The organism is Nocardioides sp. NPDC006273, assembly GCF_040613495.1.
GTDB lineage: Bacteria > Actinomycetota > Actinomycetes > Propionibacteriales > Nocardioidaceae > Nocardioides.
This window is the reverse complement of record NZ_JBEXSD010000001.1, coordinates 149,392-175,618: the sequence shown is the minus strand read 5'-3', so window position 1 is coordinate 175,618 and position 26,227 is coordinate 149,392. Positions and strand designations below refer to the sequence as shown.

The following is a 26,227-nucleotide window of genomic DNA, read 5'->3' as shown; positions in this document are numbered from 1 at the left end:
GTCAGAGCCCTCCCAGGATCCCGGACGGCAGCGGCAGGCCCAGGCCTGCGCCGAAGATCAGATAGATGGCGCTCGACACCAGCAGCGCCACCGAGATGTCGAAGGCGGGACGACTGCTGCCGAACGCCCGGGTCACGCACCAGAACAGCAGGCCGCCGGCGACGATCCAGCCGAGCAGGTCCAGCAGGAGGATGAAGACGACGAGCCCGCCGACGACCCAGGCGAACGCGGTCCAGTCGCTGTAGGTGCGGTACTCGGTCTGGTCGGCCTTCTCGTCGGGGTTCCGGAGGTAGTGCAGCGTCAGGAGCGCCGCCAGCAGGTACCCCGCCACCGCCAGGATCGTCGGGAAGAACTTCGGGCCGGGGAAGGTCGTGTCGGGCGGCACCTCCATCATCGCGATGCCGATCACGACGTACGTGCTCACCAGGGCCATGATCAGCGGGATCACGAGGCCTCCGCGGCCGCGGAGGCCGCCGCCGGCACCGCGGGCCGGCCGATCGACGGTTTCGGTGTTCACTGCTCCAGCTCCTCGTACAGGTCGGCCACCAGCTGCTCTTCGTCACGCAGGAAGTCCTCGAACTCCTCGCCGTCCAGCCACACCTCGGTCCACTTGTTGCGGTCGACGGCGTCAGCCCACTCCGCGGTCTCGGTGGATGCCTCGAAGGTGTCCCGGATGACCTCGGCCTCCTCGTCGGTGATCCCCGGAGGGGCGAAGACGGCCCGCCAGTTGGCCAGGGTGACGTCGTAGCCCTCGTCGAGCAGTGTCGGGATGTCGACCCCCTCGACGGGCCGCTCGGCGGCGATCCCGAGGGCACGCAGGCGACCGCCCTCGATCTGGTCCCGCACGTCGGGAAGGCCCGAGGTGGCCGCGTCCGCGGTGCCGGTGACCAGGGCCTGCGCGACCTCGCCGCCACCGGACTTCGGGATGTAGGTGACGTCGCCGGGGGCGATGCCAGCGGCCTTCGCCAGCTGGGCCATCACCAGCTGGTCGAAGCTCCCACCCCCGGTGAACGCCACCTCGCCCGGGTCGGCCTTCCACGCCGAGATCAGCTGTTCGAGGCTCTCATAGGGCGAGTCGGCCGGAACGACCACCACGTCGTACTCCTCGACCACTCGTGCGATCGGGGTGACATCGGACATCTTCACCGTCGACCCCGTCTGCTCCACGCCGGCCACGAGGCCGGTTCCTCCGACCATCGCGACATCGGCGCGCCCGTCGAGCTGAGCCAGCCGGGTCAGCCCGATCGTGCCGGCCGCGCCGGGCACGTTGAGCACCTGGATGTTGGTGGCGAGCTCGTTCTCACGCATCGAGTTCTGCGACTCGCGCATGAAGGTGTCCCAGCCGCCGCCGGCAGCTGCGGGGGCGATCAGGGTCGCCTTGTGGCGGATGTCGGTAGCGGCACCCGCGCGCTGCACGGACGCCACGACCCCCAGCGAGATCACCACCACCGCGATCACGGCATACACCGCCATGCCGAGCCGCGCCCGGCCCGGGTGTTCACCTCCGCCTGGGGCGTCTTGCACAGCGGCCGGTCCGGCCGCGCCGTCGGATTCCATGGATTCTCCCTCGTTCACAGCAGGTCCAACTCGTTCAATGTCATGGCCACCCGCCGGTCCTCGGCGGCGAGGAACTCCTCGAACTCCTCGCCGGTGCGGAACCGGTCGGTCCAGCCGTTCTGCGCCAGCACGCGCTCCCACCGCGCCGACTGCCGCATCCGGGTGAGAAACCCGACCAGCCGGTCAGTCTCATCGGCGCTGAGGCCGGGAGGAGCGAGCACTCCGCGCCAGTTCGTGAAGACCAGGTCGATGCCCCGTTCGCTCAGCGTCGGAACGCGTTCCAACGAGGTCAGGCGCACCCGTTCGCGACCCGAGGTGGCGAGGACCCGGAGCTCACCGGAGTCGATCTGCCCCTCGAACTCCGCCAGCCCCGAGAAGCCGACCTGCACCTCGTGCGACAGCAGAGCGCTGGTGAGCGGACCGCCGCCGTCGTACGGGGTGTACCGCACCTGCCTCGCGTCGACGCCGATGGCCTGAGCCAACCGCATCGGGAAGAGATGATCCGGGCCACCGAGCGCCGACCCGCCACCGATCAGGAGCGAGCCGGGATCCTTCGTCCAGGCCGCAACCAGATCCTCGATGGTGCGGAACGGCGAGTCGGCCTGCACGAGCACGCCCTCGGGCTCCTCGATCAGCTGGGCCAGCGCGGTCGCATCCTGCGGACGGGCGTCCGCCCCGTACGAGCGGCTGGACCCGACCACGCCCATCCCGATCGTCATCATCAGGTTCGGGTTGCCCGCTTCGCTCATCAGCCGGGACATCGCCACCGTGCCGCCGGCGCCGAGGACGTTCGTGACCCGCAGCTCGCCACCGGTGATGCCCTCCCGCTCGAGGACCCCGACCGCGGCTCGACCGGTCAGGTCGTAACCTCCTCCGGGGCTGTTCGGGATCCACATCTCCAGCTCGGCGGTTGCGGCATCACGGTTCGCCCCACAACCGGTGAGTGCGCCGAGCACGACGAGCGCGACCGCCACCACGGCGGCGCGGGTGCGCCACACTGGAGACTGGTGCGGGCATGAATTCGGCATGTGGCGATGGTCACAGGTCGCTCCGGTCCCCGTCAGCAATGTGCAACCAAAGGAGGTTGTGGAACTTGTGGTCATACGAGCGATCCGTGGGTTCGGCTCGACGCCATGGCCGCCCTCTCAGCCTCGCCGGGCAGTTCCTCGTGCTCCAGTGTGGTGTCCTGCTCCTGGTCGTCGTCGTGGTCAGCATCGTCTCGCTCCGGCAGAGCGAGGCTGACTTCCGCGACGCACGAGAGAACCGGCTCCGGGCCGCCGCGGAGTCGCTTGCCGGAATCGCCGCGATCCGTGACGGAGCCGCGGGTGACATCGACCCGCGAGCGCTCGGCTTCTACCTGCAGACCCGTGCCGACAACGCCGGAGCCGGGGCTGCCTACCTGGTCTCTCTGGACGGCACCGTGCTCGCCGCCACGGACCCGACACGTCGTGGCGAGCGGGTGGACCTCGGCGGGCCACCGGAACGCACCTGGACGGGCGACATCACCGACCTCGGCGCCAAGAACATCGCCGCCCAGGTGCCGGTGTACGGAGGCGGGACCAGCGGTGCCGACGCCAGCCCACCCGAGCTCGTCGGCGCCGTCGTGGTCACCCAGCGCTATCCGCCACTCACCGAACGGCTGGCCAACACCACCGCCGACGTGCTCGCTGTCCTGGGCACCGGTCTGGCCCTCGGGCTCCTCGGCTCCTGGGCGTTGGCCCGGTTGATCAAGCGCCGCACCCGAGGACTCGAGCCGACCGAGATAGCCGCTCTCGCCGACCATCGCGAGGGCCTGCTGCGCTCGATCCGCGAGGGCGTGCTGGCCGTCGGAGCCGACGGTCGGGTCAGCCTGATGAGCGACAGCGCCAGGGGCCTGCTCGGGCTGACCTCGGACCCGACCGGCCGCCGCCTCGACGAGCTCGACCTGCCCGCCGACACTCTCGCCCTGCTCAGCGGGGCCGAGGAGGTGCACGACGCACCGCTGGTCGCCGGCGAGCGGGTGCTGGTGCTCAACCGCAACCGGGTCCATCACGACGGCCGCCCCGCCGGCACGGTCACCACCCTGCGCGACCGGACCGAGCTGGTGGCGCTGCAGAGCGAGCTGAACGCGCGCGAGAGCGTCACCGAGACGCTGCGGGCGCAGACCCACGAGTTCAGCAACCAGCTGCACACCATCACCGGGCTGCTGGAGCTGGAGGAGTACGCCGAGGTAGGCCGTTTCGTCACCGGGCTGACCGCGCGCCGGGCAGCGCTCAGCGACCACATCACCTCCCGGATCGACGACCCCGCGGTGGCCGCGCTGCTCATCGCGAAGGCCAGTCTCGCCGCCGAACGGCGGGTGAGCATCGAGCTGGAGGCGTCGAGCGCGCTGCCGCGGCTCACCCCCGACGGGTCCGCCGACGTGGTGACCGTCCTCGGCAACCTGGTCGACAACGCCGTCGACGCAGCGGCGATGGTGGGGCCGCTGGACGGCCGGGTCGGCGTACGCCTGACGGCTGCGGGCGAGACCGTGACCGTCCGGGTCTCCGACACCGGCGGCGGGGTGCCTGCGGAGCGGCTGCCGGAGATCTTCCGGCGAGGCTTCAGCACGAAGCCACGAGACGCCAGCGGCCGCGGCGTGGGGCTTGCACTGGTGCAGCTGGTGTGCCGCACGCGCGGCGGAGAGGTCGAGGTGGAGAATAGCGGGTCTGCGCAGCGTCCCGGAGCCGTCTTCGTCGCGACGCTCCCGGGCGCCGTCCCGCTCGCAGCACCCGCCACCACCGACCCCGAGGAAGCCCGATGACATCCACACCTGAGCTCACCGTGCTCGTGGTCGAGGACGACTTCATGGTGGCCTCGATCCACACCCGCTTCGTCGAGCGCGTGGAGGGATTCCGGGTCGTCGGCGTGGCCGCCACCGGCTCCCAGGCGCTGGCGGAGACCGCTCGACTCTCCCCCGACGTGCTGCTGCTCGACGTGCATCTTCCCGACTTCAGCGGCATCGAGCTGCTGCGCCGGCTGCGCGGACGAGGAGACGACGCCGACGTCATCGTGATCACCGCTGCCCGCGAGGCCGACACCGTGCGCGCGGCCGCTGCCGGCGGGGCCGCTCACTACGTGGTGAAGCCGTTCCCCTTCGAGGACCTGGCCGCCCGGCTCGACGACGTACGCCGCTCCCGCGAGGCGCTCGCCCGGATCGGACAGCGCGCCCGCGGGACCGACGGCGCCGAGCACCGCGACGAGGTCCAGGCAGGGATCGACGAGGTCTTCAGCCACCAGGGCGCACGGGAGACCCGCGAACGGCTGCCGAAGGGGCTGAGCGCCGAGACCGCTCAGGCCGTCCTGGCCGCGCTGCAGGCGGCCGGCGAGCTCAGCGCCACCGAGTGCGCCGAGGCGATCGGCGTCTCGCGGGTGAGTGCCCGCCGCTACCTCGAGCACTTCGCGAGCACGGGCCGGATCGGCGTACGGCTCAACTACGGCACCGCCGGGCGACCCGAGCGCCGCTACCGCACCAGTGACGCCTGAGGCTCAGGCGGACTCGCGGATCATCAGGCGCGTAGGGAGCACCACCGACGCCTCGACCGCCTCCCCCGCTGCCAGGCGGAGGATCTGCTCGGCGAGGCGGGTGCCGATCTCGTGGATCGGCTGGTGCACCGTCGTCAGCGGCGGGTCGGTGAAGCGGGCCGCCTCGACGTCGTCGAACCCGATCACCGCCACGTCGTCGGGCACCCGGCGGCCGAGCCGGCGCAGCGTACGCAGGGCGCCGTCGGCCATCAGGTCGGAGGCTGCGAAGACGGCGTCGATGCCGGCATCGCGCTCCAGCAGCCGCTCCATCGCGTCGATCCCGGACTGGCGCATGAAGTCACCTTCCTCGATCAGCGGCACGGCCCCCGGCAGCGCCTCGAGGCCGGTGAGGTAGCCGGCCAGGCGCTCGCGCCCGGCGACCATGTCCTGCGGACCGGAGATGGTCGCGATCCGGTGCCGGCCGAGACCGATGAGGTGTTTCATCGCGGCCCGCACGCCGCTGGCGTGCGCGACGTCGATGTACGGCACGGTCGCCTCGCCCAGCGGCCGCCCGCTGGTGACGACCGGGACGCCCGCCGCCCGCAGCTCCTCAGGCAGCGTGTCGGCGCCGTGCATCGAGGCGAGCACGACACCGTCGACGGTGCGGCCGTGCACGTAGCGCAGGATCCGGTCGTGACTCGACTGCGTCGAGGCGAGCAGCAGCACCAGCTGCTTGTCCGCCTTCTCCAGTGCCTCCCCCACGCCCCGGATCACGCCCGGGAAGAAGGCGTCGTCGGAGAAGACCCGGGTCGCGGACTCCGGCAGGATCAGGGCGATGGAGTCCGTACGCTGCGTCACCAGGCTCCGCGCCGCCGGGTTCGGCACGTAGCCGAGTTCGGCGATGGCCCGGCGGATGCTCTCGGCGACGTCGGGGCGCACGGTCACGGAGCCGTTGACGACGCGCGAGACCGTCGCTCGCGAGGCCCCGGCCACCCGCGCCACCGTCTCCAGCGTCGGTCGGCCGGCCGGGGTCTCGGTCATGAATGGAACCTATCGCCTCCCGCTCACCGGGAGAACGTGAACCAGTTGAGGTTGACGAAGTCGGCCGGCTGGCCGCTGGTGAACCGCAGATAGACCGTGTGCGTGCCGGTCACCCCGGTGATGCTGGCCGGGACCGTACGCCAGCTCTGCCAGCCTCCCGTGTCGGCCACCGAGAAGCTGCCGACCGGGGCGTTGTTCACGCTGTCGAGGCGTACCTCGACCAGGCCGCTGACTCCCGCGGGCGCGCCGGAGGCGACCCGTGCGGAGAACGTACGGGCGGCGCTCGAGCCGAAGTTCACGCCGTCGTAGCGAAGCCAGTCGCCGTTCGCGAGATAGCCGACGGATTGACCACCGCCGGTGTCGGTGGTCGCCTCGGTCTGGGTGCCGCTCTGGGCGTTGTAGGACTCGGCCTGGATGGTCGAGTAGGCGTCCCGGTCACCCGTGGAGGGCGGGTCGGTCGGCTCGGTGGTGCCGCCGCCACCCTTGGAGTAGACCGCGACGTAGTCGACCAGCATCGGCACGCCGGAGGCGGTCGCCGAGGTCGGGCTGCCGGGCCAGCCGCCGCCGATCGCGACGTTGAGGATGATGAAGAAGCCGTGGTTGGTCGCGTTGTTCCAGGTCGTCGCGTCGACCTGGTCCGAGCGGACCGTGTGGTAGTGCGTGTTGTCGACGTAGAACCGGATCTGCTGCGGGCTGGTGCTGCGGTCCCATTCCATGGCGTAGGTGTGGAACGACGACTGGCAGGTCGAGCCCGGGCAGCCCTGGAGGGTCCCGCCGAGGCCGGTGGTCTCGTTGCACGGGCCGCCGGGTGAGGTGCCGCAGTGCAGCGTGCCCCAGACCTGGTTGGCGCCGTTGACGTTCTCCATGATGTCGATCTCGCCGATGCCCGGCCAGTTCCAGTAGTTCCCGCGGAAGGGTTCCCCCAGCATCCAGAAGGCCGGCCAGATGCCCTGGGCTGCCGCGCCGGTGACGTTCGGCATCTGGATGCGGCTCTCGACGCGGAGCACCCCGCCGGCGGGCGGCTCGAAGTCGGCGCGAGTGGTCTCGATGCGCCCGGAGGTCCAGTTGCCGGCGCTGTCGCGGATCGGCTTGATGGTGAGGTTGCCGTTGCCGTCCTGGTAGACGTTCCGGGTGCTGTCGGTGTGGTACGCGATCTCCCCCGTGCCCCAGTTGGGGGCACCGCCGGGGTAGGAGTGGCCGATGTCGTAGGTCCAGTCGTTCGTGTTGATCCGCGAGCCGGCGGCCCCGGTGAAGTCGTCGCTCCACACCTTCGTCCAGCCTGCCGGGGTGCCCGGTTCCGATGCTTGCGACGCCTGCCCGAGCGAGGTCAGCGGGACCGCCACCGCGACCACGCCGGCCGCGATGACGGCGGCTCCTATTGCCTTGAGACTTCTCATGATGACTCGCTTTCCGAGGAACGAGCGACGAGTCCTGGCGACTCGTGAGAGCGCTCTCTCGGATGATGGTCCCAAAGCCGATGTGACCCGCGTCACCAAATGGCGAACTCTTTAACAACCCGCCGAGCCGGCGCGTCCTGACCGAAATCAACGCCGAGTCGGCGCGTCATGACGAGCCGACTCGGCGGGGAATCTGGTCAGGATGAGCCGACTCGGCATCCTCGACGTAGGAGACGTGGCTAGTTGGCGGTGTAGGTGCGCTGAGCGGCCTCGCCGGTCTTGCCGAGCTCGTTGGCCTTGCCGTCCCCGATGGCGACCTTGAGAGAGCCGTCGGAGGTCTGGACCCGAAGCGGCGGGGTGACCTGGAGCTCCTTGGACTCGCCGAAGGCGAGGTCTCCGCTGAAGACCACCTTGCCGCGCGAGTCGCGCACGACCACGTGGGCCTCGCCCCCGGCAGCGGAGATGGTCACCGGAACGGGCGAGGACTTGCCGTAGGGGCTGTCGGTGCCGGCCGAGCCGTCGAGCTGGATCGCGCCGGCCTCGGGCTGGCCCTGGGTGCCGTCCACGACCAGGCGCGCGACCGACCAGACCAGGATGACCGCCATCACCGCGGCGACGAGCACCGACCAGGACGGACCGCCCCGCATCCGCCGGGCCGGGCGGATCGCGGCGCTGTGGGCGAGCTCGGCCTCGAAGACGGCGCGCGCGCTCACCGGGCCGGAGGCGTGCTTCTCGTCGTAGGTGCGCAGCAGCGGTGCCACCTCGATCCCGAGGACACGCGCCAGCGTGCGCAGGTGGCCACGGGCGTAGAAGTCGCCACCGCAGGGGCCGAAGTCGTCGACCTCGATCGCCTCGATGACGTGGGGCCGGATCCGGGTCCACTCGGCCAGTCCGTCCATGTCCAGCGCGAGCCGGCGGCGTGCAGCGGCGATCTCGGCACCGATCCCGGGGACCTGGTTCGACATCTGCGCGGTGGGCTCGTCGTCCACACCGTCGATCGAGAGCGCATCGACCTGCTCGTCGGGCCCGACGAGCGGACGTACGCCCTCGAGCTCGGAGTCGTCGTCGAGCTCGATCGCGAACGCATCGTCCTCGGCGTCTGCGTCGGCGTCTGCGTCGAGATCAGCATGGGAGCGGGGCTGCGCCGCGTCCAGCTGGAGCGCGTTCGCGCCGTGGACGGCGACCGCCTCCTGCGGCTCCGGCGGCACGTAGCGTACGTCCACCCGGACCGCGGTCGAGGGCTCACGCAGCGGCACCGCCGCCTCGGACTTCACCTCGGGTTCGGGGTCGGTCGTCGGCGTCGTCTCGTCCTGTGTGTCCCGATCCACCTGGTCCTGTCCCGCCTCGTCCACCACGTCCGCGGCATTGATATCAGGCTCGTCCAAGACCCGGAGCAGCCGGGGGTTGGTGTCGTCGGCCTGCGCGGAGAGGGGCGGACGGACCGCGGTGTCACCGTCGTCCACGACGAGCTCGTCGTCTGCCTCGTGACCGGCCTCTTCGGCGGTCGCGTCGGTATCCGTCTCCGGTTCCGTCGCCTCGAGCGCGGGGTCGATCTCGACGACCTCGACGCCGTCGGCGGCCACGATCGCAATGGCCTCGGTCACGTCGTCACCGGCACCGAGGACACGGGTGGAGAGGCCGAGCGGGATCGAGAACGGCAGACCGTAGAGACGCTGGGTCAACATCGCCTGGCGCCGGGCGCTCGGGGAGAGCTCATCGAGCACCTCGTCCTCGTCGTGCAGCAGCACGCCGATGCGACCGTCCTTCCAGAACCGCTCGATCCCGTCGGGACGCGGGGTGTGCTCGACGGCTTCGATCTTCGACCACGGGATGCCCTGCCAGGTCTGGCCGAAGCGGAGGCGGACGCCCTGCTCGTCCACGAGCAGCAGCGGCATCCGGGAGTCCCATGCCGTCCAGCCCTGCACCGCCGCGACGGCGAGCAGGATCAGGCCGACCAGATAGCCCTCGATGCCGCCGCGCAGCACGAAGGCCAGACCGACCAGGAGAGAGGCGAGCGCCACGACCAGTGCGAGACGGCCGTTGCGGCGTACCTCGACGACGTCGACGTCGACCTCAGGAGCCTCGTCGCTCGCAGCCGTCTCGGCCGGCTCGGGCGTCTCGGTTGCCTCGGTCGTATCGACTTTTTCAACAGGGTCGACGGTCTCGGCCGCCGGTGAATTCTCGCTCACTTCTCCCCCTGGATCGTTGCGATCACGCTGTCGATCTCGTCAGGCTTGACGAGTACGTCGCGCGCCTTGGAGCCCTCGGAGGGACCGACCACGCCGCGCGACTCGAGGATGTCCATGAGGCGGCCGGCCTTGGCGAACCCGACGCGGAGCTTGCGCTGCAGCATCGAGGTCGAGCCGAACTGGGTGGAGACGATCAGCTCGATCGCCTGGATGACCAGGTCCATGTCGTCGCCGATGTCGTCGTCCAGCACCCGCTTGGACTCCGCCGGCGCGGTCACGTCCTCGCGGTAGGAAGGTTCCAGCTGGCCCTTGACGCTCTTGACGACCGCGTTGACCTCCGACTCGGTCACCCACGAGCCCTGCACACGGATCGGCTTGGACGAGCCCATCGGCAGGAACAGCCCGTCACCCTGGCCGACCAGCTTCTCCGCACCGGGCTGGTCGAGGATGACGCGCGAGTCGGCCAGCGACGAGGTCGCGAAGGCGAGCCGCGAGGGCACGTTGGCCTTGATCAGACCGGTGACGACGTCGACCGAGGGCCGCTGGGTGGCCAGCACCAGGTGGATGCCGGCGGCACGGGCGAGCTGGGTGATGCGTACGACCGCGTCCTCGACGTCGCGCGGGGCGACCATCATCAGGTCGGCGAGCTCGTCGACGATGACCAGCAGGTAGGGATAGGGCGACAGGACCCGCTCGGAGTCGGGCGGGAGCTGCACCTTTCCGGCGCGGACGGCCTTGTTGAAGTCGTCGACGTGGCGGAAACCGAAGTTGGCCAGATCGTCGTAGCGCATGTCCATCTCGCGTACGACCCAGGCCAGCGCCTCGGCGGCCTTCTTCGGGTTGGTGATGATCGGCGTGATCAGGTGCGGCACGCCCTCGTAGGAGTTGAGCTCGACCCGCTTGGGGTCGACCATGATCATCCGCACCTCGTCCGGCGTGGCTCGCATGAGGATCGAGGTGATCAGCGAGTTGATGAAGGACGACTTACCCGAGCCGGTGGCACCCGCGACCAGCAGGTGCGGCATCTTCGCCATGTTGGCGACCACGAAGCCGCCCTCCACGTCCTTGCCGACACCGGTGATCATCGGGTGGTGGTCGTTGCGCGCCGCATTGGAGCGCAGCACGTCGCCGAGGGTGACGATCTCCTTGTCGATGTTGGGGATCTCCACACCGACGGCGGACTTGCCGGGGATCGGCGAGAGGATGCGTACGTCGGCGGAGGCGACCGCATAGGCGATGTTCTTCTGGATCCCGGTGATCTTCTCGACCTTCACGCCGGCCCCGAGCTCGACGATGTAGCGGGTGACCGTCGGGCCCCGGGTGTAGCCGGTGACCGCCGCGTCGATGTTGAACTCCTCCAGCACCGACTGGAGCCGGCTGACGATGTCGTCGGAGGCCTTGGAGCGGGCCTTGTGCGGCGAGCCGGGCTTGAGCAGGTCGCTGGCCGGGAGCGTGTAGGCGACGTCTCCGGCGAGCATCAGCTGCTCGACCCGCTGCGGCAGCTCGGTGTGGGGCGGCGGCTCCAGCTCGCGCTTCTTACCGGCCTTCGGGGCGGTCTCGCCGACGGCGGGAAGGAGGCCGGCGGCGTCGCTCGGTGCCGCCTCGTTCGGCTGGGTGTCGGCGTCGGAGTCTTCGTCGAGCGCGAGCGCGATGTCGAGCCCGTCCTTCTTGCGCCTCCTCTTCGGCTTCTCCTCCTCGAGGAGCGGCGTCTCGTAGGGCTCGAAGCCCTCGGGGTCGAAGGTGTCGTCGTCAGCGAAGAGCTTTCCGCCCTTGCGCACCCGGCGCATGTTGGTGCCGCCCTCGCCCGGCTCCTCGACCGGGGTCAGGCCGAGCGCACGGTCGCGCAGGTCCACCAGCCGACTCGGCACCTGGTAGAGCGGCGTCCCGGTGATGACCAGGATGCCGAAGACGACGAGCAACGACAGGAGTACGACGACGACGGCCGTCGAGCGCAGGACATCGAGGAGCAGGCTGGCCACGACGTAGCCGATCGCACCCCCGGCCCACTGCAGCTCGCTGCTGTCGCCGGAGGTGGGCTGCGGGTTGCCGTTGGCGATCTGGATGATGCCGAGCGTGGCCATCAAGAACGCCGACCAGCCGATCACGATCCGCCCGACCGGCGCGGCGTCGACCGGGTCGCGCATCAGCCGGACACCGGCGACGACGAGGCCGACCGGCACCAGCCAGCCGACCTTGCCGACGACCCCGGCCACCGCGATCCGGACGACGTCGAAGAACTGCCCGCCGAGCTGGAACCAGACGCCGGCGGCGACGAGGACGGAGAGGCCGATCAGGAACAGGCCGGCGCCGTCCCGCCGGTGCTCCGGCTCGAGGTCGCTGGCGGCCTGGCCACCGACTCGGAAGAGGGCCGCCACTCCCCCGGCGATCGCCAGCCACAGGCTGGCGATGGTCGAGAAGATGGCGTCGAAGAGGACCGCGAGCGGGCTGGGCCCGTTGCGAACGGCACGAGGTGGCGTACGGTTCGTCTTCCTGTTGCTTGTCTTTGCTGCGGGACGGCGCTTGGTCTGTCCTTTTTGAGGCGCTGCCTTTGAGCGGGCCCGGCTCGTGGCCGTTGCTCGCTTTGTCGTGGTCGTACTCCGGGGACGGGTGCTCTTGGCTGTGGTCGAGCTCCGCGAACCCGGCGGGGAAGACGTACGGGTCGCCATACAAACAGGGTATTTGACCAGGTGGTCTGGCTCCGGGACCCCGTGGGGGTGTGTTGCATCGGTGTAGTTTGCCGCCATGCAGAGCATCGCCGTCCTGATCGCCCTTCTGACCGTCGCCGACGCCGTGACGGACTGGACGTGCGTGTGGTCCGAACGGCGCCGACTCCACTACCTGACCAAGCCCCTGGTGATGGTGGGGCTGATGGGGCTGACGTTGCTACTCAGCGACGGCGAGACGGCGACCTGGTGGCTGGTCGTCGCGCTCTTCTTCGGGATGCTCGGCGACATCTCGATGATCGGGTCGTCTCCCCGGCGCTTCCTCGGCGGCGTGGCGCTCTTCTTCGTCGGCCATCTGGCGTACGCCGCTGCGTTCCTCGCCCTCGGCCTGGACGCGCCCGGGTGGTCCTGGGCCGGCGTCGCGGTCGCGTTGGTGCTCGGCATCCCGATGGGCCGAGTTCTGCGGGGCGCGCGGCTGATGGGCGGGCGGCCCATGATGGCGGCACTGGCCGCGTACTCCCTGGTCATCGCCACCATGCTCGTGCTCGGCTGGCTGACCGGGAGTGTGTGGATCGCCGCCGGCGCGCTGGTCTTCGTGGTCAGCGACACCCTGATCGGGCTCAACCTGGCCGAGCACGGCAACGAGCCGCCGCGCCTGACCAACGTGGAGATCATGGTGACCTATCACGTCGGCCAGGCGCTGATCACGGCTGGCGTGCTGCTCGCGCTCGCGTAGGGCTTCGCGCCTCGCTCGTTACGCTTCGATGACGACCGGGACGATCATCGGGCGGCGACGGTGGGTGCTGGAGACCCAGCGCCCGAAGGTGCGCCGGATGGCCTGCTGCAGCTGGTAGGTGTCGGTCGCGCCCTCGGAGATGGCCCGGTTGACCGCCTTGATGATCGGCTGCTTGACCGGCTCGAAGGCGTTGTCTGGCCACACGTGGCCGCGGGCGTGGATCTCGGGTCCGCTGGCGACGGTGCCCTTGACCGAGTCGACCACGATGACGATCGAGACGAAGCCCTCCTCGCTGAGGATCCGGCGGTCCTTGAGCTCGGACTCGGTGACGTCACCGACGGTGGTGCCGTCGACGAAGACGTAGCCGCACTCGACCTTGCCCGCGATCTCGGCCTTGCCGTCGATGAGGTCGACGACGACGCCGTCCTCGGCGTAGACCACGCTCTCGACCCCGGTCTGGCGGGCCAGGTCACCGTTGGCGAGCAGGTGGCGCACCTCGCCGTGGACAGGCATCACGTTGCGTGGACGGACGATGTTGTAGCAGTAGAGCAGCTCCCCGGCGCTCGCGTGGCCGGAGACGTGCACCAGCGCGTTGCCCTTGTGGACCACGTTGGCGCCCAGGCGGGCGAGCCCGTTGATCACCCGGTAGATCGAGTTCTCGTTGCCCGGGATCAGGCTGCTGGCCAGCAGGACGGTGTCGCCCGGCTCGATGTGCACGAAGTTGTGGGTGCCGTTGGCGATCCGCGACAGCGCCGACATCGGCTCACCCTGCGAGCCGGTCGAGACCATGACGACCTTCTCCGGCGGCAGGTCGGCGAGCTCCTTGGCATCGACGATGACGTCGTCGGGCACGTGCAGATAGCCGAGGTCGGCGGCGATCTGCATGTTGCGGACCATCGAGCGACCGACGTACGCCACCTTGCGGCCGTGCGCGACCGCACTGTCGAGTACCTGCTGGACGCGGTGCACGTGTGAGGCGAAGCAGGCCACGATGATGCGCTGGTCCGACTCACGGAAGACCTGCTCGATCGCGGGCGCGATCTTCTTCTCCCCGGTCGTGAAACCGGGCATCTCAGCGTTGGTGGAGTCGACCAGGAAGAGATCGACGCCTTCCTCCCCCAGACGCGCGAATGCCCGCAGGTCGGTGATCCGGCCGTCCAGCGGAAGCTGGTCCATCTTGAAGTCACCGGTGTGCAGGACGAGGCCCGCCGGGGTGCGGATCGCGACCGCGAACGCGTCCGGGATGGAGTGGTTGACCGCCACGAACTCGAGCTCGAACGGCCCGAAGGAGATCGTGTCGCCCTCACGCACCTTGTGCTGGACGGTCTCCCGCAGGCGGTGCTCGCGCAGCTTGGAGCCCAGCAGGGCCAAGGTCAGCTCGGAGCCGACCAGCGGGATGTTCTGCCGCTCCCGGAGGAGGTAGGGCGTTGCCCCGATGTGGTCCTCGTGACCGTGGGTCAGGACCAGCGCCTCGACGTCCCCGAGCCGGTCACGGATCGGGCCGAAGTCGGGCAGGATCAGGTCGACGCCCGGCTGGTGCTCCTCAGGGAAGAGCACGCCGCAGTCGACGATGAGCAGTCGGCCGTCGTATTCGAAGACGGTCATGTTGCGGCCGATTTCGCCGAGGCCGCCGAGAGGGGTGACTCGCAGGCCGCCCTTGGGGAGCTGGCCGGGTTCGGTCAGCTCCGGGTGTGGGTGAGACAAAGGCATTCCTTCTAGAGAAGGCCAGAGGCCTCCAGCCCGGCTCGCAGCGCCTCGACCTCGTCGTCATCGAGCGCCACCAGGGGCCCTCGCACACGACGGTTGTCGATCACGCCGGTCAGCTCGAGTGCGGCCTTGGCGGTGGTGGCTCCGTAGTTCGGGACGCCCATGATGGCGTCGATCGCGGGGAGCATCCGCGCATAAGTCTTGCGGGCGGTCTCGATGTCGCTTGCCGCGAAGGCGTCGATCATCGTCCGGGTCTGGTCGCCGAGCACGTGGGCGGCGACGCTGATCACGCCGACGGCGCCGTGCGCCAGCCAAGCGAGGGTGAGCGCGTCATCGCCGGAGTAGATCGTGTAACCGAGGTCGAGCAGCCGGGCGCCGCGCGGGAAGTCGCCGGCGGCCTCCTTGACCGCGACGACCGTGTCCCAGGTGATCGCCTCACGGTAGGTGTCGAGGGTGATCGGGGAGCCCGTGCGGCCGGGGACGTCGTAGAGGATGACCGGGGTGTCGGTCGCGGAGACGACGGTGCGGAAGTGCTCGCGGATGCCGCGCTCGCCGGGCTTGTTGTAGTAGGGCGTCACCAGCAGCAGGCCGTCGGCGCCGATCTTGGCTGCCTGCTTGGCGAGCTCGACAGTGGTGCGGGTGTCGTTGGTGCCGATGCCGGCCACGACCTTGGCACGGTCGCCGACAGCGTCCTTGACCGCGGCCAGGATCTCGCCGTCCTCGGCCGGAGTGGTGGTCGGCGACTCGCCGGTGGTGCCGGAGACGACGACGCCGTCGTGTCCGTGATCGACCAGGTGCTTGGCGACGCATCGGGTCTGCTCCAGGTCGACCGACCCATCGTCGTTGAAGATCGTGACGAGTGCTGAGAGCACGGCGCCGAACGGAGCATCAGTCATGGCATACAGACTATCGTCAGACGCGCGGAAGGACCTCGTCGGCTACGAGTCCGAGATGGTCGAGATCGCTCAGGTCGAGCACCTGGAGGTAGATCCGGCTGGCGCCGGCGTCCTCGAAGCGCTTGATCTTGGCGACCACCTCGTCCGGAGTCCCGGCGAGGCCGTTCTCACGCAGCTCGGCGGGCTCGCGACCGATCACCTGCGCACGACGGGCGATCTCGTCCTCGTCACGGCCGACGCAGAGCACCTGGGCCGCCGAGTAGACGATCGAGTCGTCGCGTCCGGCGACCTCGAGGAAGCGTCCGACGTTCTCGAATCGCGCCTGGGACTCCTCGACGGAGACGAAAGCGGCGTTGAACTCGTCGGCGAAGGCTGCGGCCAGCGTCGGCGTACGCTTCTTGCCGCCGCCGCCCACGATCACCGGGATCGAGCCGGAGTGGCCCCGGGTCTGGACCGGCTTCGGCAGGCCCGGGCTGTTCTTGATGGCGTAGTGCTTGCCCTCGAAGTCGAAGGTCGCCCCGGGCTCGGTGGCCCACAGCCCGGTGATGATCTCGAGCTGCTCCTCGAGCATGTCGAACCTCTCGCCCAGAGCGGGAAACGGGATCCCGTACGCCTGGTGCTCCTCCTCGAACCAGCCCGCCCCCAGGCCGAGCTCGACCCGGCCGTCGGACATGTCGTCCACGTTGGCGGCCTGGATGGCCAGCACGCCCGGGAGCCGGAAGGTCGCGGAGGTCACCAGCGTGCCGAGCCGGATCGTGCTCGTGTCGCGCGCCAGGCCGGCGAGCGTCGTCCACGCGTCGCTCGGTCCGGGAAGCCCGTCGACCGATCCCATCTTCAGGTAGTGGTCGGAGCGGAAGAACGCCCCGAACCCGAGCTCCTCGGTCTTCTGTGCGACGGCCAGGATGTCGGCGTAGGACGCCCCCTGCTGTGGCTCGGTGAAGATGCGCAGATCCATGGTCGTCACTCTAGGGGTTCGGTAAAGAGAGTCCGCGCCAGGGCTCGACGTCGGGCGGTCGAGCGGAGCCTGCGGGCCTCTCGGTCCGCCTCGAGCTGCTGGGAGTAGTGCGCGCTCAGCGGGTCGGCGCGTGGCAGTGTGGTCACCGGCGCACCCCACATCGTCCAGGCCGGGCCGTTCTCGATCGGGAGCCAGGTGTTGGTGAAGTCTTCCGCCCAGATCCCTGGTGGCTCGAGCCGCAGGTCTGCCCTGTCCAGGCCGACGAGGTCGGCGACGAAGACCGCCCAAGCGCCGAGGGTCGCCACCAGCGGGAGCGGCTTCCTTGCGGCTATCTGGAAGGCGGTCAGCAGCGGCAGGCGCCAATGCGCTGCCATGACCGCGGCCTGCTCCTCCCAGGTGGCGTTCAGGTCGAGGGGTCGCTGACGTCCGACGCGGGCGATGAACGGCCGCCATCGGTCCAGCGCCTCATCGCTGCACCTCGGCCGCGCGAGCAGCTCTTGGAACCGTTCGTTCTCATAGAAGTATGCAGCCCCCACCCGGTGCCGCGGCCCGGCCAGTCCCGCACGCAGCACCCGTTTCGCCTGGGCCTCGCCCAGCAGGTGCAGGTCGGCGAGCCGGAGCACGGCTTCGGTCGTAGTGATCCACATGTGCCGAACATACGTGCGAGCACCGACAGATTCCGGTGCATCGGGATCGGCGCACTCACATCGGACTCAGGGAACTCGCGGGTCTACGTGTATTGGCTCATTGTCGGTGTCCTTGCAGACAAGACTGCGGGGCCTACAAGCGGGGGCCGATCATGACGCGATCGGCTCCGGGCTCTCTATGGCAGGGGACTGATCGGCCGCTATTACAGAGGATCCGAGCTTGTGAACGCTTCACAAGCTCGGATCCTCTCTCGTAGCCCCCGTTCTACGAGGGAGGATCAACCGTCGACCCGGGTGCTTGCAGTTTGCCCATAAGGACGTTGTCTGTGTCTGGCACGCGGGCGATGTCAAGCCAGCCCTCGCACAGATAGAGGCGATGGGCCGGTTTGCTCTCGTCCGCATCGGTCTCCAGGACCATGCGTTCGCACGGTACATCGGTGACAGCGCGGAGCAATGCTCGCCCGAGACCGTAGCCACGCCACTGGTCCAACACCCCTAGTTCGGCCACCTCCCAATGTCGGCCGACCCACTCCTCGGCGACCGCCGGCAGGGCCTCGGTGATCCGGTCGGACCACGGCTGACCGCGCTGCCCGACGTACGCCCACGCGAAACCGACCAGGTTGCCTCCGCGACGGACAGCGGCGATCTTGAAGCCGTCCCGGGCGCTGTGCGCTGCCCAAATGCCGTCGAAGGCGTCGCGGGTCTCATCACCCCAGACCTCCTGGTAGACGGGCCAGAGCTCGCCGGGGTCGGCGGTGTCGGCCACCTCGACGCGAGTCAGGAAGACTCGGTCGTAAGCCTCGTGCGGCTCGCGCTTCATCTCGACCCACTCCGTCTCGTCGAAGGACGGGTAGAAGACATCGCCCTCTGGCGTGAGGTGGACGCGAGTGATGACCTGGTCGGTGGCGTAGGGGAAAGCGGCCTCGTAGACCTGCGCTCCCCCGGCAATGATCGTGTCGCCCTGCTCCCCCGCAGCCAGGGCGAGAGCGGTGTCGATGTCGTGGGCGACGAGGACGCCGTCGTACGACCAGGTCTCGTCCTTCGTCAGGACGACGGTCGTGCGGCCCGGAAGCGGGCGGCCGATGGACTCGAAGGTGGTGCGACCCATGACGAGCGTGTGACCCATCGTGATCGCCTTGAACTCGGCCTGCTCGCCGGGGATCCTCCAGGGGATGTCCGGGCCGTTGCCGATGACGCCGTTCTCCGCCACCGCAGCCACCATGACGATGCGCCCGGAACCGGCCTCAGCCGGCAATGCTTCAGACGGCAATGGGAGCCTTGATGACGGGGTGCGGGTCGTAGCCCTCCACCGTGATGTCCTCGAGCTCGAAGGCGTCGATGTCCTTGACCTCCGGGTTGAGCCGAAGCGTCGGCAGCGGCCGCGGCTCGCGGGTGAGCTGGAGACGGGCCTGGTCCAGGTGGTTGCTGTAGAGGTGGGCGTCGCCGAGGGTGTGCACGAACTCACCCGGCTCGAGGCCGGTCACGTGGGCGACCATGTGGGTGAGCAGGGCGTAGGAGGCGATGTTGAACGGCACCCCCAGGAACACGTCCGCGGAGCGCTGGTAGAGCTGCAGGCTCAGCTTGCCGTCGGCGACGTAGAACTGGCACAGCGTGTGGCACGGCGGCAGCGCCATGTCGTCGATGTCGGCCGGGTTCCACGCGGAGATGACGTGGCGGCGGCTGTCGGGGTCCTGCTTGATCTGGTCGATGATCCGAGCGATCTGGTCGACGTGACGGCCGTCGGGGGTGGGCCAGGAGCGCCACTGGTAGCCGTAGACCGGGCCCAGGTCGCCGTTCTCGTCGGCCCACTCGTCCCAGATCGTGATGCCGCGCTCCTGGAGCCAGCGCACGTTGGTGTCACCGCGCAGGAACCACAGCAGCTCCCCGAAGACCGACCGCGTGTGGACCTTCTTCGTGGTCAGCAGGGGAAAACCCTCGGCCAGGTCGTAGCGGGTCTGATGACCGAAGACGCTGAGCGTGCCCGTCCCGGTGCGGTCGGACTTCTCCACACCCTCGTCGAGGATGCGGGTCAACAGATCGAGGTAGGGCTGCACGGCCCCAGCCTAGGTCAGAGCTCGAGCGTCCCGCGGATGGTGGTCAGTGTGTCTCCGCCCACCCACACCGACCCCCCGGTGGTCGAGCCTGTCGAGACCACGTGCACCCGTCCACTCCGCTTCAGGATGGTCCCCTGCGAGGCGACGTACGCCTCCGGCAGCTGCGACCCCGCCAGCCACTGCCCCAGCGCGGCGTTGAGCGAGCCGGTGACCGGGTCCTCGAAGGCGACGCCGTCGGCCGGGAAGAAGGCCCGGACCTCGACCGCGCACTCGCTGCCCTCGGGGTAGCGCCCGACGAGACCGACCTTGTGATCCCCCAGCGCGGCGTGGTCGGGCGTCACGGCGAGCACGGCCTCCGCGTCGGCCAGCATGACCCCGACCCAGCCCGGACCGTTGTCGCACCACTGCGCGCCCTGGATGTCGTCCCGCGCGATCTGCAGACCCTTCGCGATGGCTACCAGGGTCTCCTCATCGACGTCGCCGCCCCGGATCAGGTCCGGCGCCGCGAAGGCGATCCGCTCGTCGCGGCGAAGCTCGACCAGCCCGACGCCACACTCCTGCACCAGGTTCGCCCCCTTGGGCTTCCCACCCGCCTCCAGCCAGGCGTGCGCCGAACCGAGCGTCGGGTGACCCGCGAAGGGCAGCTCACCACTGACCGTGAAGATCCGCAGCCGGTAGTCGGCGGCCGGGTCCGTGGGCGTCAGCAAAAAGGTGGTCTCGGAGAGGTTGGTCCACCGCGCGAAGGCGGCCATCTGCTCGTCGGTGAGACCATCGGCCCCGTGCACGACGGCTACCGGGTTGCCCAGCAGCGGCTCGTTGGTGAAGACGTCGACCTGGCTGAACTCGTAGGCAGTCACGCGCGTGAGCCTAGCCGGGCCAGCAGAGCCTCAGGCGGAGAGCTTCATCGGGCCGTAGACCTGGCGGTCGTGCTCGAACAGCACCACCGCGGCCACACCCGCGTCGAGAAGCTCCTGCCAGACCTCGCCCACCCACGACTCGGCGTCGCTCTGGTTGGCGAAGCGCTGGCCGGCGAGCTCGCCTTCGATCGGCACCTCGGCACCCGAGGCGTCCACCAGCTGCCACCACCAGGGTCGCTCGGCAGCGGTGGGCTGCTTGAACACGGAGGGCACGTCAGGAATGCTCATCAGCCCTCCCGGACGTGCGAAGGGACGAAGGGCGGCTTGGCGAGCTGGAAGATCTCGCGGCGGCCGCGGACGTCGATGCCGATCTCGGCCTCCGGGTTGACCGTGGTCGAGACGAGCACCAGTCCGACGCCCTTCTTCAGCGTGGGCGAGAAGGTGCCGGAGGTGACCTCGCCGACCGGGACGTCGGCGGTCAGCGACGCCGACATGTGCGGGCGCGGGATGCCGCGGCCCACGGCGACGATGCCGCGCAGGGCGCGCTTCGGGCCGGCATCCTTCTCGGCGACGAGCTTGTCGCGGCCCCAGAACGCGTCCTTCTTCCAGCCGACCGCCCAGCCCAGGCCGGCCTCGTTGGGAGTGACGTCCAGGGCGATGTCCTGGCCGTGGAGCGGGTAGCCCATCTCCGTACGCAGGGTGTCGCGGGCGCCGAGGCCGCACGGCACCGCGCCGAGCTCCTCACCCCGGGACAGCAGCGCGTCCCAGAGCGCGCCAGCGGCCTCGTTGGCGACGATCAGCTCGTAGCCACGCTCGCCCGAGTAACCCGACCGGCACACGACGACGCCGATCTCGTCACCGAGCACGTCGGGAGCGGCGGCCTCCACGAAGGACATGTACTCGTGGCCGGCCGGCAGACCGACCGCCTCGAGCAGCTCGTCTGACTTCGGCCCCTGCACGGCCAGCACCGCGTAGTCACGGTGGTGGTCGGCGAGATTGATCCCCTCGGGCGCGGCGGCCGCGAGCCGGCGCACCACCTCCGGGGTGTTGGCGGCGTTGGGAACGATCAGGACGTGCTCGTCGTCGCGGTAGTAGGCGATCAGGTCGTCGACGATGCCGCCGGTCTCCTCGTCGCAGCACAGTGTGTATTGCGCCTTGCCGGGCTTGATCCGGTTGAGGTCGTTGGTGAAGGAGGCGTTGACGAACTCGGCCGCACCCGGCCCGCTGATCATGACCTTGCCCAGGTGGCTGACGTCGAAGACCCCGACCGCCTCACGGACCGCGGTGTGCTCCTTGACGACGCCGGCGTACTCCAGCGGCATCGACCAGCCGCCGAACTCACCGAACTTCGCGCCGAGCTCGACGTGATTTTTGTGCAGAGGGGACTGGAGCAGCTCCGACCCGCCCCCCATGGAGGTCTCTTCAGCCATACTGCGAACTTATCGCACCTCAGCGGCACAGCCCGGTCCGCGCCCCCTCCCGGCGTGCCCACATCGGAGACTGCTGACGATCCGCCTGCTGCGCACAGCGATCGTCAGCCGTCTCCTACACTGCAATGCGTGACCCTGCCTGACATCACCTACACGCTGCGTACCGCCTCTCCTGCCAAGACCCGGGCCGAGGCGGTGGTCATCGGTATCGGCCAGGGCGCGAAGGATGTCGAGGTGGTCGCCGGCGCGGAGGACGTCAAGGCCGCCTACGGTCGCCGGTGGCGCGGACTGCTCGCCACCCTCGGCGTCAGCGGCAAGGCCGGTGAGGTCACCCGCCTGCCCGCGGGCGAGGAGATCGGCGCCCAGCTCCTGGTGCTGGTCGGACTCGGCAAGCTTGAGAACGGGAGCCATTCGGCCGATGCCGTACGCCGCGCCGCCGGCGCCGCCGCCCGATCGGTGCCCAACGCGACCTCCGTCGCCGTGGCTCTTCCGGCCGACACTCCCGAGCTGGTCCGCGCGGTCACTGAGGGCTACCTCCTCGGCAGCTACACCTACACCTCCTACAAGTCGAGCTCGGCGAAGTCGGGCGCGGGCAAGTCGGACAAGGCCGGGTCGAAGCAGGAGGGCAAGGGGCCGAGCGACGTCGCGTTCCTGAGCGCGATCGCGCGGCGTAGCGATGCGGTCACCGCCTTCGAGGAGGCGCAGATCGTCGCGCAGGCGATCGCCGGCACCCGCGAATGGGTCAACGTGCCGCCCGCCGACCTGACTCCCCCGGCGTTCGCCGACGCCATCGCTCACGTGGCCGGGCTGGTCGACGGCGTGGAGACGACCGTCTACGACGAGAAGCAGCTGGCCGACCTCGGCTGCGGCGGCATCCTCGCCGTCGGCATGGGATCGGCGGCGATGCCGCGCCTGGTCGAGCTGACCTACTCCCCCGACGACGCCCGCGGCCACATCGCGCTGGTCGGCAAGGGCATCACCTTCGACTCCGGCGGCCTGACCATCAAGCCGGGCAACTCGATGTCCACGATGAAGTCGGACATGGCAGGGGCCGCCGCCGTCGCCCAGGCGACCTTCGCGATCGCCCGCCTCGGCCTGCCGGTGAAGATCTCCGCGTTCGTCCCGATGGCGGAGAACATGGTCTCCGGCTCGTCCTACCGGCCCGGCGACGTGGTCACCCACTACGGCGGCAAGACCGTCGAGGTCTCCAACATGGACGCCGAGGGCCGGATGATCCTCGCCGACGCCCTGGTCCGGGCGACCGAGGTCTCGCCGGACGCGATCATCGACGTGGCCACGCTCACCGGTCACATGGTGCTGGCGCTGGGCGACCGGGTCGGCGGCGTGCTCGGGTCGAAGGAGATCGTCGACCGCGTCCTCGCTGCCGCCGACGTGGCCGGCGAGCAGATGTGGCCGATGCCCATCCCGGAATGGATGGACGAGCGGATCCGTTCCTCCAAGGTGGCCGACCTCAACCAGCACGACTGGATCCGCCCGGGTGGCGGGCTGTACGCCGCCGCGTTCCTGCGCGAGTTCACCGGCGGCCTGCCGTGGGCCCACCTCGACATCGCCGGACCGTCCTTCAACAGCGGCGGCGCGTCCGGCCATCTCACTCCCGGAGGCACGGGTGTGGCGGTGGCGACACTGGTGGACTACGTACGCGAGATGGCTACCGCTCAGTAGTGGTCCGGTTGACACAGCGCTGCAAGGGTAGTGACAAGATGGGGCCGTGATCGACGCCCTCGGCCGCCCTTCTGGCGGCATCATGCGTGCGTCGGGCAGGTGTCGGCCCAGACCGATGCGACCTTCTCCGCACCGAGCCCTCGAGCTCGGTCCTGGCGGCGCGCGTGTCCGGACATACAAGTAGAGCAACGAACAGACGTAGAACGAAGGAACCCATGGCCACCGAAGTAACTCTCCCGGCACTCGGCGAGTCCGTCACCGAGGGCACCGTCACCCGCTGGCTCAAGCAGGTCGGCGACACCGTGGCGGTCGACGAGGCCCTGCTGGAGGTCTCCACCGACAAGGTCGACACCGAGATCCCCTCGCCGGTCGCCGGCACCTTGATCGAGATCAAGGCTGCCGAGGACGACACCGTCGAGGTCGGTGGCCTGCTCGCCGTCGTCGGCGCGGCCGATGAGGCCGGCGCTTCTGAGGGGGTCGAGCCTGTCGAGACCCCGGCCGAGCCCGACGCGCCTGCGGAGGAGCCCGCCGAGGCGTCCGCTCCCGCCGCGGAGCCCGAGGCTCCGGCCGAGCCGGAAGCTCCCGCCGCGCCCGAGACCCCCGCCGAGCCCAAGGCTGAGGCCAAGCCCGCCGGCGGCAACGCCACCGAGGTCACCCTCCCCGCGCTGGGTGAGTCGGTCACCGAGGGCACCGTCACCCGCTGGCTCAAGCAGGTCGGCGACGAGGTCGCTGTCGACGAGGCGCTCCTCGAGGTCTCCACCGACAAGGTCGACACCGAGATCCCCTCGCCGGTCGCCGGCACCCTGATCGAGATCAAGGTCGCCGAGGACGAGACCGTCGAGGTCGGCGCCGCGCTCGCGCTCGTCGGTGAGGCCGGCGCCGCGCCGGCTGCGGAGCCCGAGTCCGCCGCTCCGGCCCCCGAGCCCACTCCCGAGCCGGAGCCCGAGCCGGAGCCCGCTGCTGAGCCCACCCCGGAGCCGGCCCCCGAGCCGACCCCTGCCCCGGCCGCTGCCAAGCCCGCTCCCGCTGCTCCCGCCGCCCCTGCTCACGCCAAGCCGACCACCGAGAGCTCCCCGGCGATCCAGCCCGGCGGCTACGTGACCCCGCTGGTGCGCAAGCTCGCGGCCCAGCACAACGTCGACCTCGACAGCGTGCAGGGCTCCGGCGTCGGCGGCCGGGTCCGCAAGGAGGACATCCTCCAGGCGGCCGCGGCCAAGTCGGCTCCCGCCGCTGCCCCGGAAGCTGCGGCTCCGGCGGCCTCGAACGCTCCGGCCGCGTCGTCCGCTGCCCCCGCGTCCCCGTCGCCGCTGCGTGGCACCACCGAGAAGATCTCGCGCCTGCGCAAGGTGATCGCCGAGCGGATGACCGAGTCGCTGCACACCGCAGCACAGCTGACCCAGGTCATGGAGGTCGATGTCACCAACATCGCCCGCCTCCGCGAGGCCAACAAGGCCGGGTTCCAGCAGCGTGAGGGCGTCAAGCTGACTTACCTGCCGTTCTTCGCCAAGGCCGCGATCGACGCGCTCAAGGTGCACCCGAAGCTCAACGCCGGGATCGACATCGAGGCCGGCACGGTCACCTACTACGACCGCGAGAACATCGCCTTCGCCGTCGACACCCCGAAGGGCCTGCTGACCCCGGTCGTCAAGGACGCCGGCGACCTGTCGATCGCGGGCATCGCGAAGAAGATCGCCGACGTGGCCGACCGCACCCGCAACAACAAGATCACCCCGGACGAGCTCTCCGGTGGCACCTTCACGATCACCAACCTGGGGTCGTTCGGTGCGCTCTTCGACACCCCGATCATCAACCAGCCGCAGGTCGCCATCCTCGGCCCGGGTGCGGTCGTGAAGCGCCCGGTCGTCATCGACGACCCGGACCTCGGCGAGACGATCGCGGTGCGCTACATGGTCAACGTCGCGCTCACCTACGACCACCGCCTGGTCGACGGTGCCGACGCCGGCCGTTTCCTGCAGGACGTCAAGAAGCGCCTGGAGGCCGGAGCCTTCGAGCTCTGAGCATCAGCTCGTACGCAGCGGCGCGGTCCTTCACGGACCGCGCCGCTGCGCGTTGAGGCTGGGTCTAGGGCTCCGCTACGACGGGTCAGCCCATGTCCATGTCCGACATGTCGGTGACGTCACCAGCCGGCTTCTCGATGGTCACCGGCTCACCGTGGGCGGAGAAGTCGAAGGCGACCGTCCCGGCGTCTCCACCGTCCATCCCCAGACGGATCAGCTGGTTCTCGGCGTCGATGTTGACATCGACATGTGAGCCTTCTGCTCCGAAGTCCGTCTCGCCCGCGGCGAACGTGTAGTGAGCGGTGTCGACACCGCTCACCGACTCCTGTCCGACATAGGTCGTGGAGCCGTCGGCGATGGCGCCCGTGACCGAGTCGAGAAAGAGATTCGGAGGCGGCATCATGACGGCCATCAACGCGACGAAACCGCCCTTGACCCATTCGCCGTCCATGTTGGCGTACACCTCGTCCTCGATCGTGACGAACTCCACCGCATTCGCGCCGGAGGAGTCGGTGACCTCGCCCTTCACGCTGAAGGCCAGCGGGTCGAGCTGGAAGTCGCCCTCGCCCTTTCCCGCCACGGCCTCGCCCTCCTCGACGGCATCGAGGGAGATGGCGACGTGGGCCGTGCTCATCGACTCGGCAGCCTTCTCGAACACGTCGGTGGCCTCGGCCTCCGACAGCTTTGCGCCTTCCTTGAACGCCGGTGCGGCATCGGCGGCATCGGCCGCCGAGTCCTTTCCGGAGTCCTCGCTCCCACACGCGGCGAGGGTGGACATCGCGCTGAGCGCGAGAGCGGCCGCCGCAAGTCGGCGGCCGTACTTCATGGTGTGCACGTCTGTGCCTTTCAAGACTGATCCGAAGACCGATCGCTCCCGAGCGCGGCCGGTCGAAACACGCGCATTCTGCACACAT

Annotated in this window: 22 protein-coding genes; 5 read left to right on the top strand and 17 right to left on the bottom strand. The window is 69.7% G+C overall.

The features are described 5' to 3' along the window. Nucleotide 1: 1 nt before the first annotated feature. From ABZZ22_RS00840 to ABZZ22_RS00830, 3 genes are read right to left on the bottom strand one after another with little or no spacing between them, the layout of a single operon-like run. Nucleotides 2–517: a tripartite tricarboxylate transporter TctB family protein gene (locus ABZZ22_RS00840; protein WP_354925801.1), complete on the bottom strand. Its 516-nt coding sequence runs from the start codon at nucleotides 515–517 to the stop codon at nucleotides 2–4. Then, nucleotides 514–1,557, bottom strand: a complete 1,044-nt coding sequence (locus ABZZ22_RS00835) for a tripartite tricarboxylate transporter substrate-binding protein (RefSeq protein WP_354925798.1) — start codon at nucleotides 1,555–1,557, stop codon at nucleotides 514–516. The genes ABZZ22_RS00840 and ABZZ22_RS00835 overlap by 4 nt, the downstream gene beginning before the upstream one ends. A gap of 14 nt (nucleotides 1,558–1,571) precedes the next feature. Beyond that, the gene (locus tag ABZZ22_RS00830; protein ID WP_354925795.1) at nucleotides 1,572–2,585 is read right to left on the bottom strand and encodes a tripartite tricarboxylate transporter substrate-binding protein; all 1,014 of its coding nucleotides are present in this window, start codon (nucleotides 2,583–2,585) and stop codon (nucleotides 1,572–1,574) included. Nucleotides 2,586–2,671: 86 nt separating this feature from the next. Here ABZZ22_RS00830 and ABZZ22_RS00825 point away from each other — a divergent pair, with 86 nt between their 5' ends. Both ABZZ22_RS00825 and ABZZ22_RS00820 read left to right on the top strand, forming a co-directional pair. Continuing rightward, nucleotides 2,672–4,339 carry an ATP-binding protein gene (locus ABZZ22_RS00825; protein ID WP_354925792.1) on the top strand — a complete coding sequence of 556 codons (1,668 nt, stop codon included), beginning with the start codon at nucleotides 2,672–2,674 and terminating at the stop codon, nucleotides 4,337–4,339. Further along, nucleotides 4,336–5,061, top strand: a complete 726-nt coding sequence (locus tag ABZZ22_RS00820; protein WP_354925789.1) for a response regulator — start codon at nucleotides 4,336–4,338, stop codon at nucleotides 5,059–5,061. Before ABZZ22_RS00825 ends, ABZZ22_RS00820 begins: the two co-directional genes overlap by 4 nt. Nucleotides 5,062–5,064: 3 nt before the next feature. On the opposite strand, the gene ABZZ22_RS00815 is transcribed toward ABZZ22_RS00820, so the two are convergent. From ABZZ22_RS00815 to ABZZ22_RS00800, 4 genes are all read right to left on the bottom strand, one after another. Continuing rightward, a complete protein-coding gene (locus tag ABZZ22_RS00815; RefSeq protein WP_354925786.1) occupies nucleotides 5,065–6,081 on the bottom strand; it encodes a LacI family DNA-binding transcriptional regulator in 1,017 nt (338 codons plus the stop codon). Between the two features lie 23 nt (nucleotides 6,082–6,104). Next, nucleotides 6,105–7,478 carry a glycoside hydrolase family 16 protein gene (locus ABZZ22_RS00810; protein WP_354925783.1) on the bottom strand — a complete coding sequence of 458 codons (1,374 nt, stop codon included), beginning with the start codon at nucleotides 7,476–7,478 and terminating at the stop codon, nucleotides 6,105–6,107. Nucleotides 7,479–7,717: 239 nt separating this feature from the next. Beyond that, nucleotides 7,718–9,667, bottom strand: a complete 1,950-nt coding sequence (locus ABZZ22_RS00805; RefSeq protein ID WP_354925780.1) for a helix-turn-helix domain-containing protein — start codon at nucleotides 9,665–9,667, stop codon at nucleotides 7,718–7,720. Continuing rightward, nucleotides 9,664–12,333, bottom strand: a complete 2,670-nt coding sequence (locus tag ABZZ22_RS00800; protein ID WP_354925778.1) for a DNA translocase FtsK 4TM domain-containing protein — start codon at nucleotides 12,331–12,333, stop codon at nucleotides 9,664–9,666. Before ABZZ22_RS00800 ends, ABZZ22_RS00805 begins: the two co-directional genes overlap by 4 nt. Nucleotides 12,334–12,409: 76 nt before the next feature. Here ABZZ22_RS00800 and ABZZ22_RS00795 point away from each other — a divergent pair, with 76 nt between their 5' ends. Further along, a complete protein-coding gene (locus tag ABZZ22_RS00795; protein WP_354925775.1) occupies nucleotides 12,410–13,066 on the top strand; it encodes a lysoplasmalogenase in 657 nt (218 codons plus the stop codon). 18 nt (nucleotides 13,067–13,084) lie between these two features. Here the strand turns inward: ABZZ22_RS00795 and ABZZ22_RS00790 are convergent, their stop codons facing one another. The 9 genes from ABZZ22_RS00790 to gcvT form a co-directional block, all read right to left on the bottom strand. Continuing rightward, nucleotides 13,085–14,770 carry a ribonuclease J gene (locus tag ABZZ22_RS00790; RefSeq protein ID WP_354925772.1) on the bottom strand — a complete coding sequence of 562 codons (1,686 nt, stop codon included), beginning with the start codon at nucleotides 14,768–14,770 and terminating at the stop codon, nucleotides 13,085–13,087. 11 nt (nucleotides 14,771–14,781) lie between these two features. Then, a complete protein-coding gene (gene dapA, locus ABZZ22_RS00785) occupies nucleotides 14,782–15,669 on the bottom strand; it encodes a 4-hydroxy-tetrahydrodipicolinate synthase (RefSeq protein WP_354925770.1) in 888 nt (295 codons plus the stop codon). A 16-nt stretch (nucleotides 15,670–15,685) separates the two neighbouring features. After that, a complete protein-coding gene (locus tag ABZZ22_RS00780; protein ID WP_354925767.1) occupies nucleotides 15,686–16,624 on the bottom strand; it encodes an LLM class F420-dependent oxidoreductase in 939 nt (312 codons plus the stop codon). A 5-nt stretch (nucleotides 16,625–16,629) separates the two neighbouring features. After that, on the bottom strand, nucleotides 16,630–17,271 hold the full coding sequence (locus ABZZ22_RS00775) for a hypothetical protein (protein WP_354925764.1): 642 nt from the start codon (nucleotides 17,269–17,271) through the stop codon (nucleotides 16,630–16,632). A 265-nt stretch (nucleotides 17,272–17,536) separates the two neighbouring features. Then, nucleotides 17,537–18,493 carry a dihydrofolate reductase gene (locus ABZZ22_RS00770; RefSeq protein WP_354925923.1) on the bottom strand — a complete coding sequence of 319 codons (957 nt, stop codon included), beginning with the start codon at nucleotides 18,491–18,493 and terminating at the stop codon, nucleotides 17,537–17,539. 37 nt (nucleotides 18,494–18,530) lie between these two features. Continuing rightward, nucleotides 18,531–19,325 (bottom strand): thymidylate synthase, encoded by a 795-nt coding sequence (locus ABZZ22_RS00765; protein WP_354925761.1) that lies wholly within the window; start codon nucleotides 19,323–19,325, stop codon nucleotides 18,531–18,533. A gap of 14 nt (nucleotides 19,326–19,339) precedes the next feature. Beyond that, nucleotides 19,340–20,182 carry a PhzF family phenazine biosynthesis protein gene (locus ABZZ22_RS00760; protein ID WP_354925758.1) on the bottom strand — a complete coding sequence of 281 codons (843 nt, stop codon included), beginning with the start codon at nucleotides 20,180–20,182 and terminating at the stop codon, nucleotides 19,340–19,342. Nucleotides 20,183–20,212: 30 nt separating this feature from the next. After that, complete coding sequence (locus ABZZ22_RS00755) at nucleotides 20,213–20,470, bottom strand: hypothetical protein (RefSeq protein WP_354925755.1); 258 nt, start codon at nucleotides 20,468–20,470, stop codon at nucleotides 20,213–20,215. Continuing rightward, nucleotides 20,470–21,612, bottom strand: coding sequence for a glycine cleavage system aminomethyltransferase GcvT (gcvT, locus tag ABZZ22_RS00750; RefSeq protein WP_354925752.1), 1,143 nt, complete (start codon nucleotides 21,610–21,612; stop codon nucleotides 20,470–20,472). Before gcvT ends, ABZZ22_RS00755 begins: the two co-directional genes overlap by 1 nt. Nucleotides 21,613–21,741: 129 nt before the next feature. Here gcvT and ABZZ22_RS00745 point away from each other — a divergent pair, with 129 nt between their 5' ends. Both ABZZ22_RS00745 and sucB read left to right on the top strand, forming a co-directional pair. Beyond that, a complete protein-coding gene (locus ABZZ22_RS00745; protein WP_354925750.1) occupies nucleotides 21,742–23,295 on the top strand; it encodes a leucyl aminopeptidase in 1,554 nt (517 codons plus the stop codon). A gap of 215 nt (nucleotides 23,296–23,510) precedes the next feature. Next, nucleotides 23,511–25,313, top strand: coding sequence for a 2-oxoglutarate dehydrogenase, E2 component, dihydrolipoamide succinyltransferase (gene sucB, locus ABZZ22_RS00740; protein ID WP_354925747.1), 1,803 nt, complete (start codon nucleotides 23,511–23,513; stop codon nucleotides 25,311–25,313). A gap of 85 nt (nucleotides 25,314–25,398) precedes the next feature. Here sucB and ABZZ22_RS00735 read toward each other — a convergent pair whose 3' ends face one another. Further along, a complete protein-coding gene (locus ABZZ22_RS00735) occupies nucleotides 25,399–26,148 on the bottom strand; it encodes a hypothetical protein (RefSeq protein WP_354925744.1) in 750 nt (249 codons plus the stop codon). Nucleotides 26,149–26,227 lie beyond the last annotated feature (79 nt).

Coding starts and splice junctions, on each gene's coding strand:
- ABZZ22_RS00835 (WP_354925798.1), bottom strand. CDS start 1,557: ATGGAATCCGACGGCGCGGCCGGACCGGCCGCTGTGCAAGACGCCCCA.
- ABZZ22_RS00830 (WP_354925795.1), bottom strand. CDS start 2,585: ATGCCGAATTCATGCCCGCACCAGTCTCCAGTGTGGCGCACCCGCGCC.
- ABZZ22_RS00820 (WP_354925789.1), top strand. CDS start 4,336: ATGACATCCACACCTGAGCTCACCGTGCTCGTGGTCGAGGACGACTTC.
- ABZZ22_RS00815 (WP_354925786.1), bottom strand. CDS start 6,081: ATGACCGAGACCCCGGCCGGCCGACCGACGCTGGAGACGGTGGCGCGG.
- ABZZ22_RS00810 (WP_354925783.1), bottom strand. CDS start 7,478: ATGAGAAGTCTCAAGGCAATAGGAGCCGCCGTCATCGCGGCCGGCGTG.
- ABZZ22_RS00800 (WP_354925778.1), bottom strand. CDS start 12,333: ATGGCGACCCGTACGTCTTCCCCGCCGGGTTCGCGGAGCTCGACCACA.
- ABZZ22_RS00795 (WP_354925775.1), top strand. CDS start 12,410: ATGCAGAGCATCGCCGTCCTGATCGCCCTTCTGACCGTCGCCGACGCC.
- dapA (WP_354925770.1), bottom strand. CDS start 15,669: ATGACTGATGCTCCGTTCGGCGCCGTGCTCTCAGCACTCGTCACGATC.
- ABZZ22_RS00780 (WP_354925767.1), bottom strand. CDS start 16,624: ATGGATCTGCGCATCTTCACCGAGCCACAGCAGGGGGCGTCCTACGCC.
- ABZZ22_RS00775 (WP_354925764.1), bottom strand. CDS start 17,271: ATGTGGATCACTACGACCGAAGCCGTGCTCCGGCTCGCCGACCTGCAC.
- ABZZ22_RS00770 (WP_354925923.1), bottom strand. CDS start 18,493: ATGGTGGCTGCGGTGGCGGAGAACGGCGTCATCGGCAACGGCCCGGAC.
- ABZZ22_RS00755 (WP_354925755.1), bottom strand. CDS start 20,470: ATGAGCATTCCTGACGTGCCCTCCGTGTTCAAGCAGCCCACCGCTGCC.
- gcvT (WP_354925752.1), bottom strand. CDS start 21,612: ATGGCTGAAGAGACCTCCATGGGGGGCGGGTCGGAGCTGCTCCAGTCC.
- sucB (WP_354925747.1), top strand. CDS start 23,511: ATGGCCACCGAAGTAACTCTCCCGGCACTCGGCGAGTCCGTCACCGAG.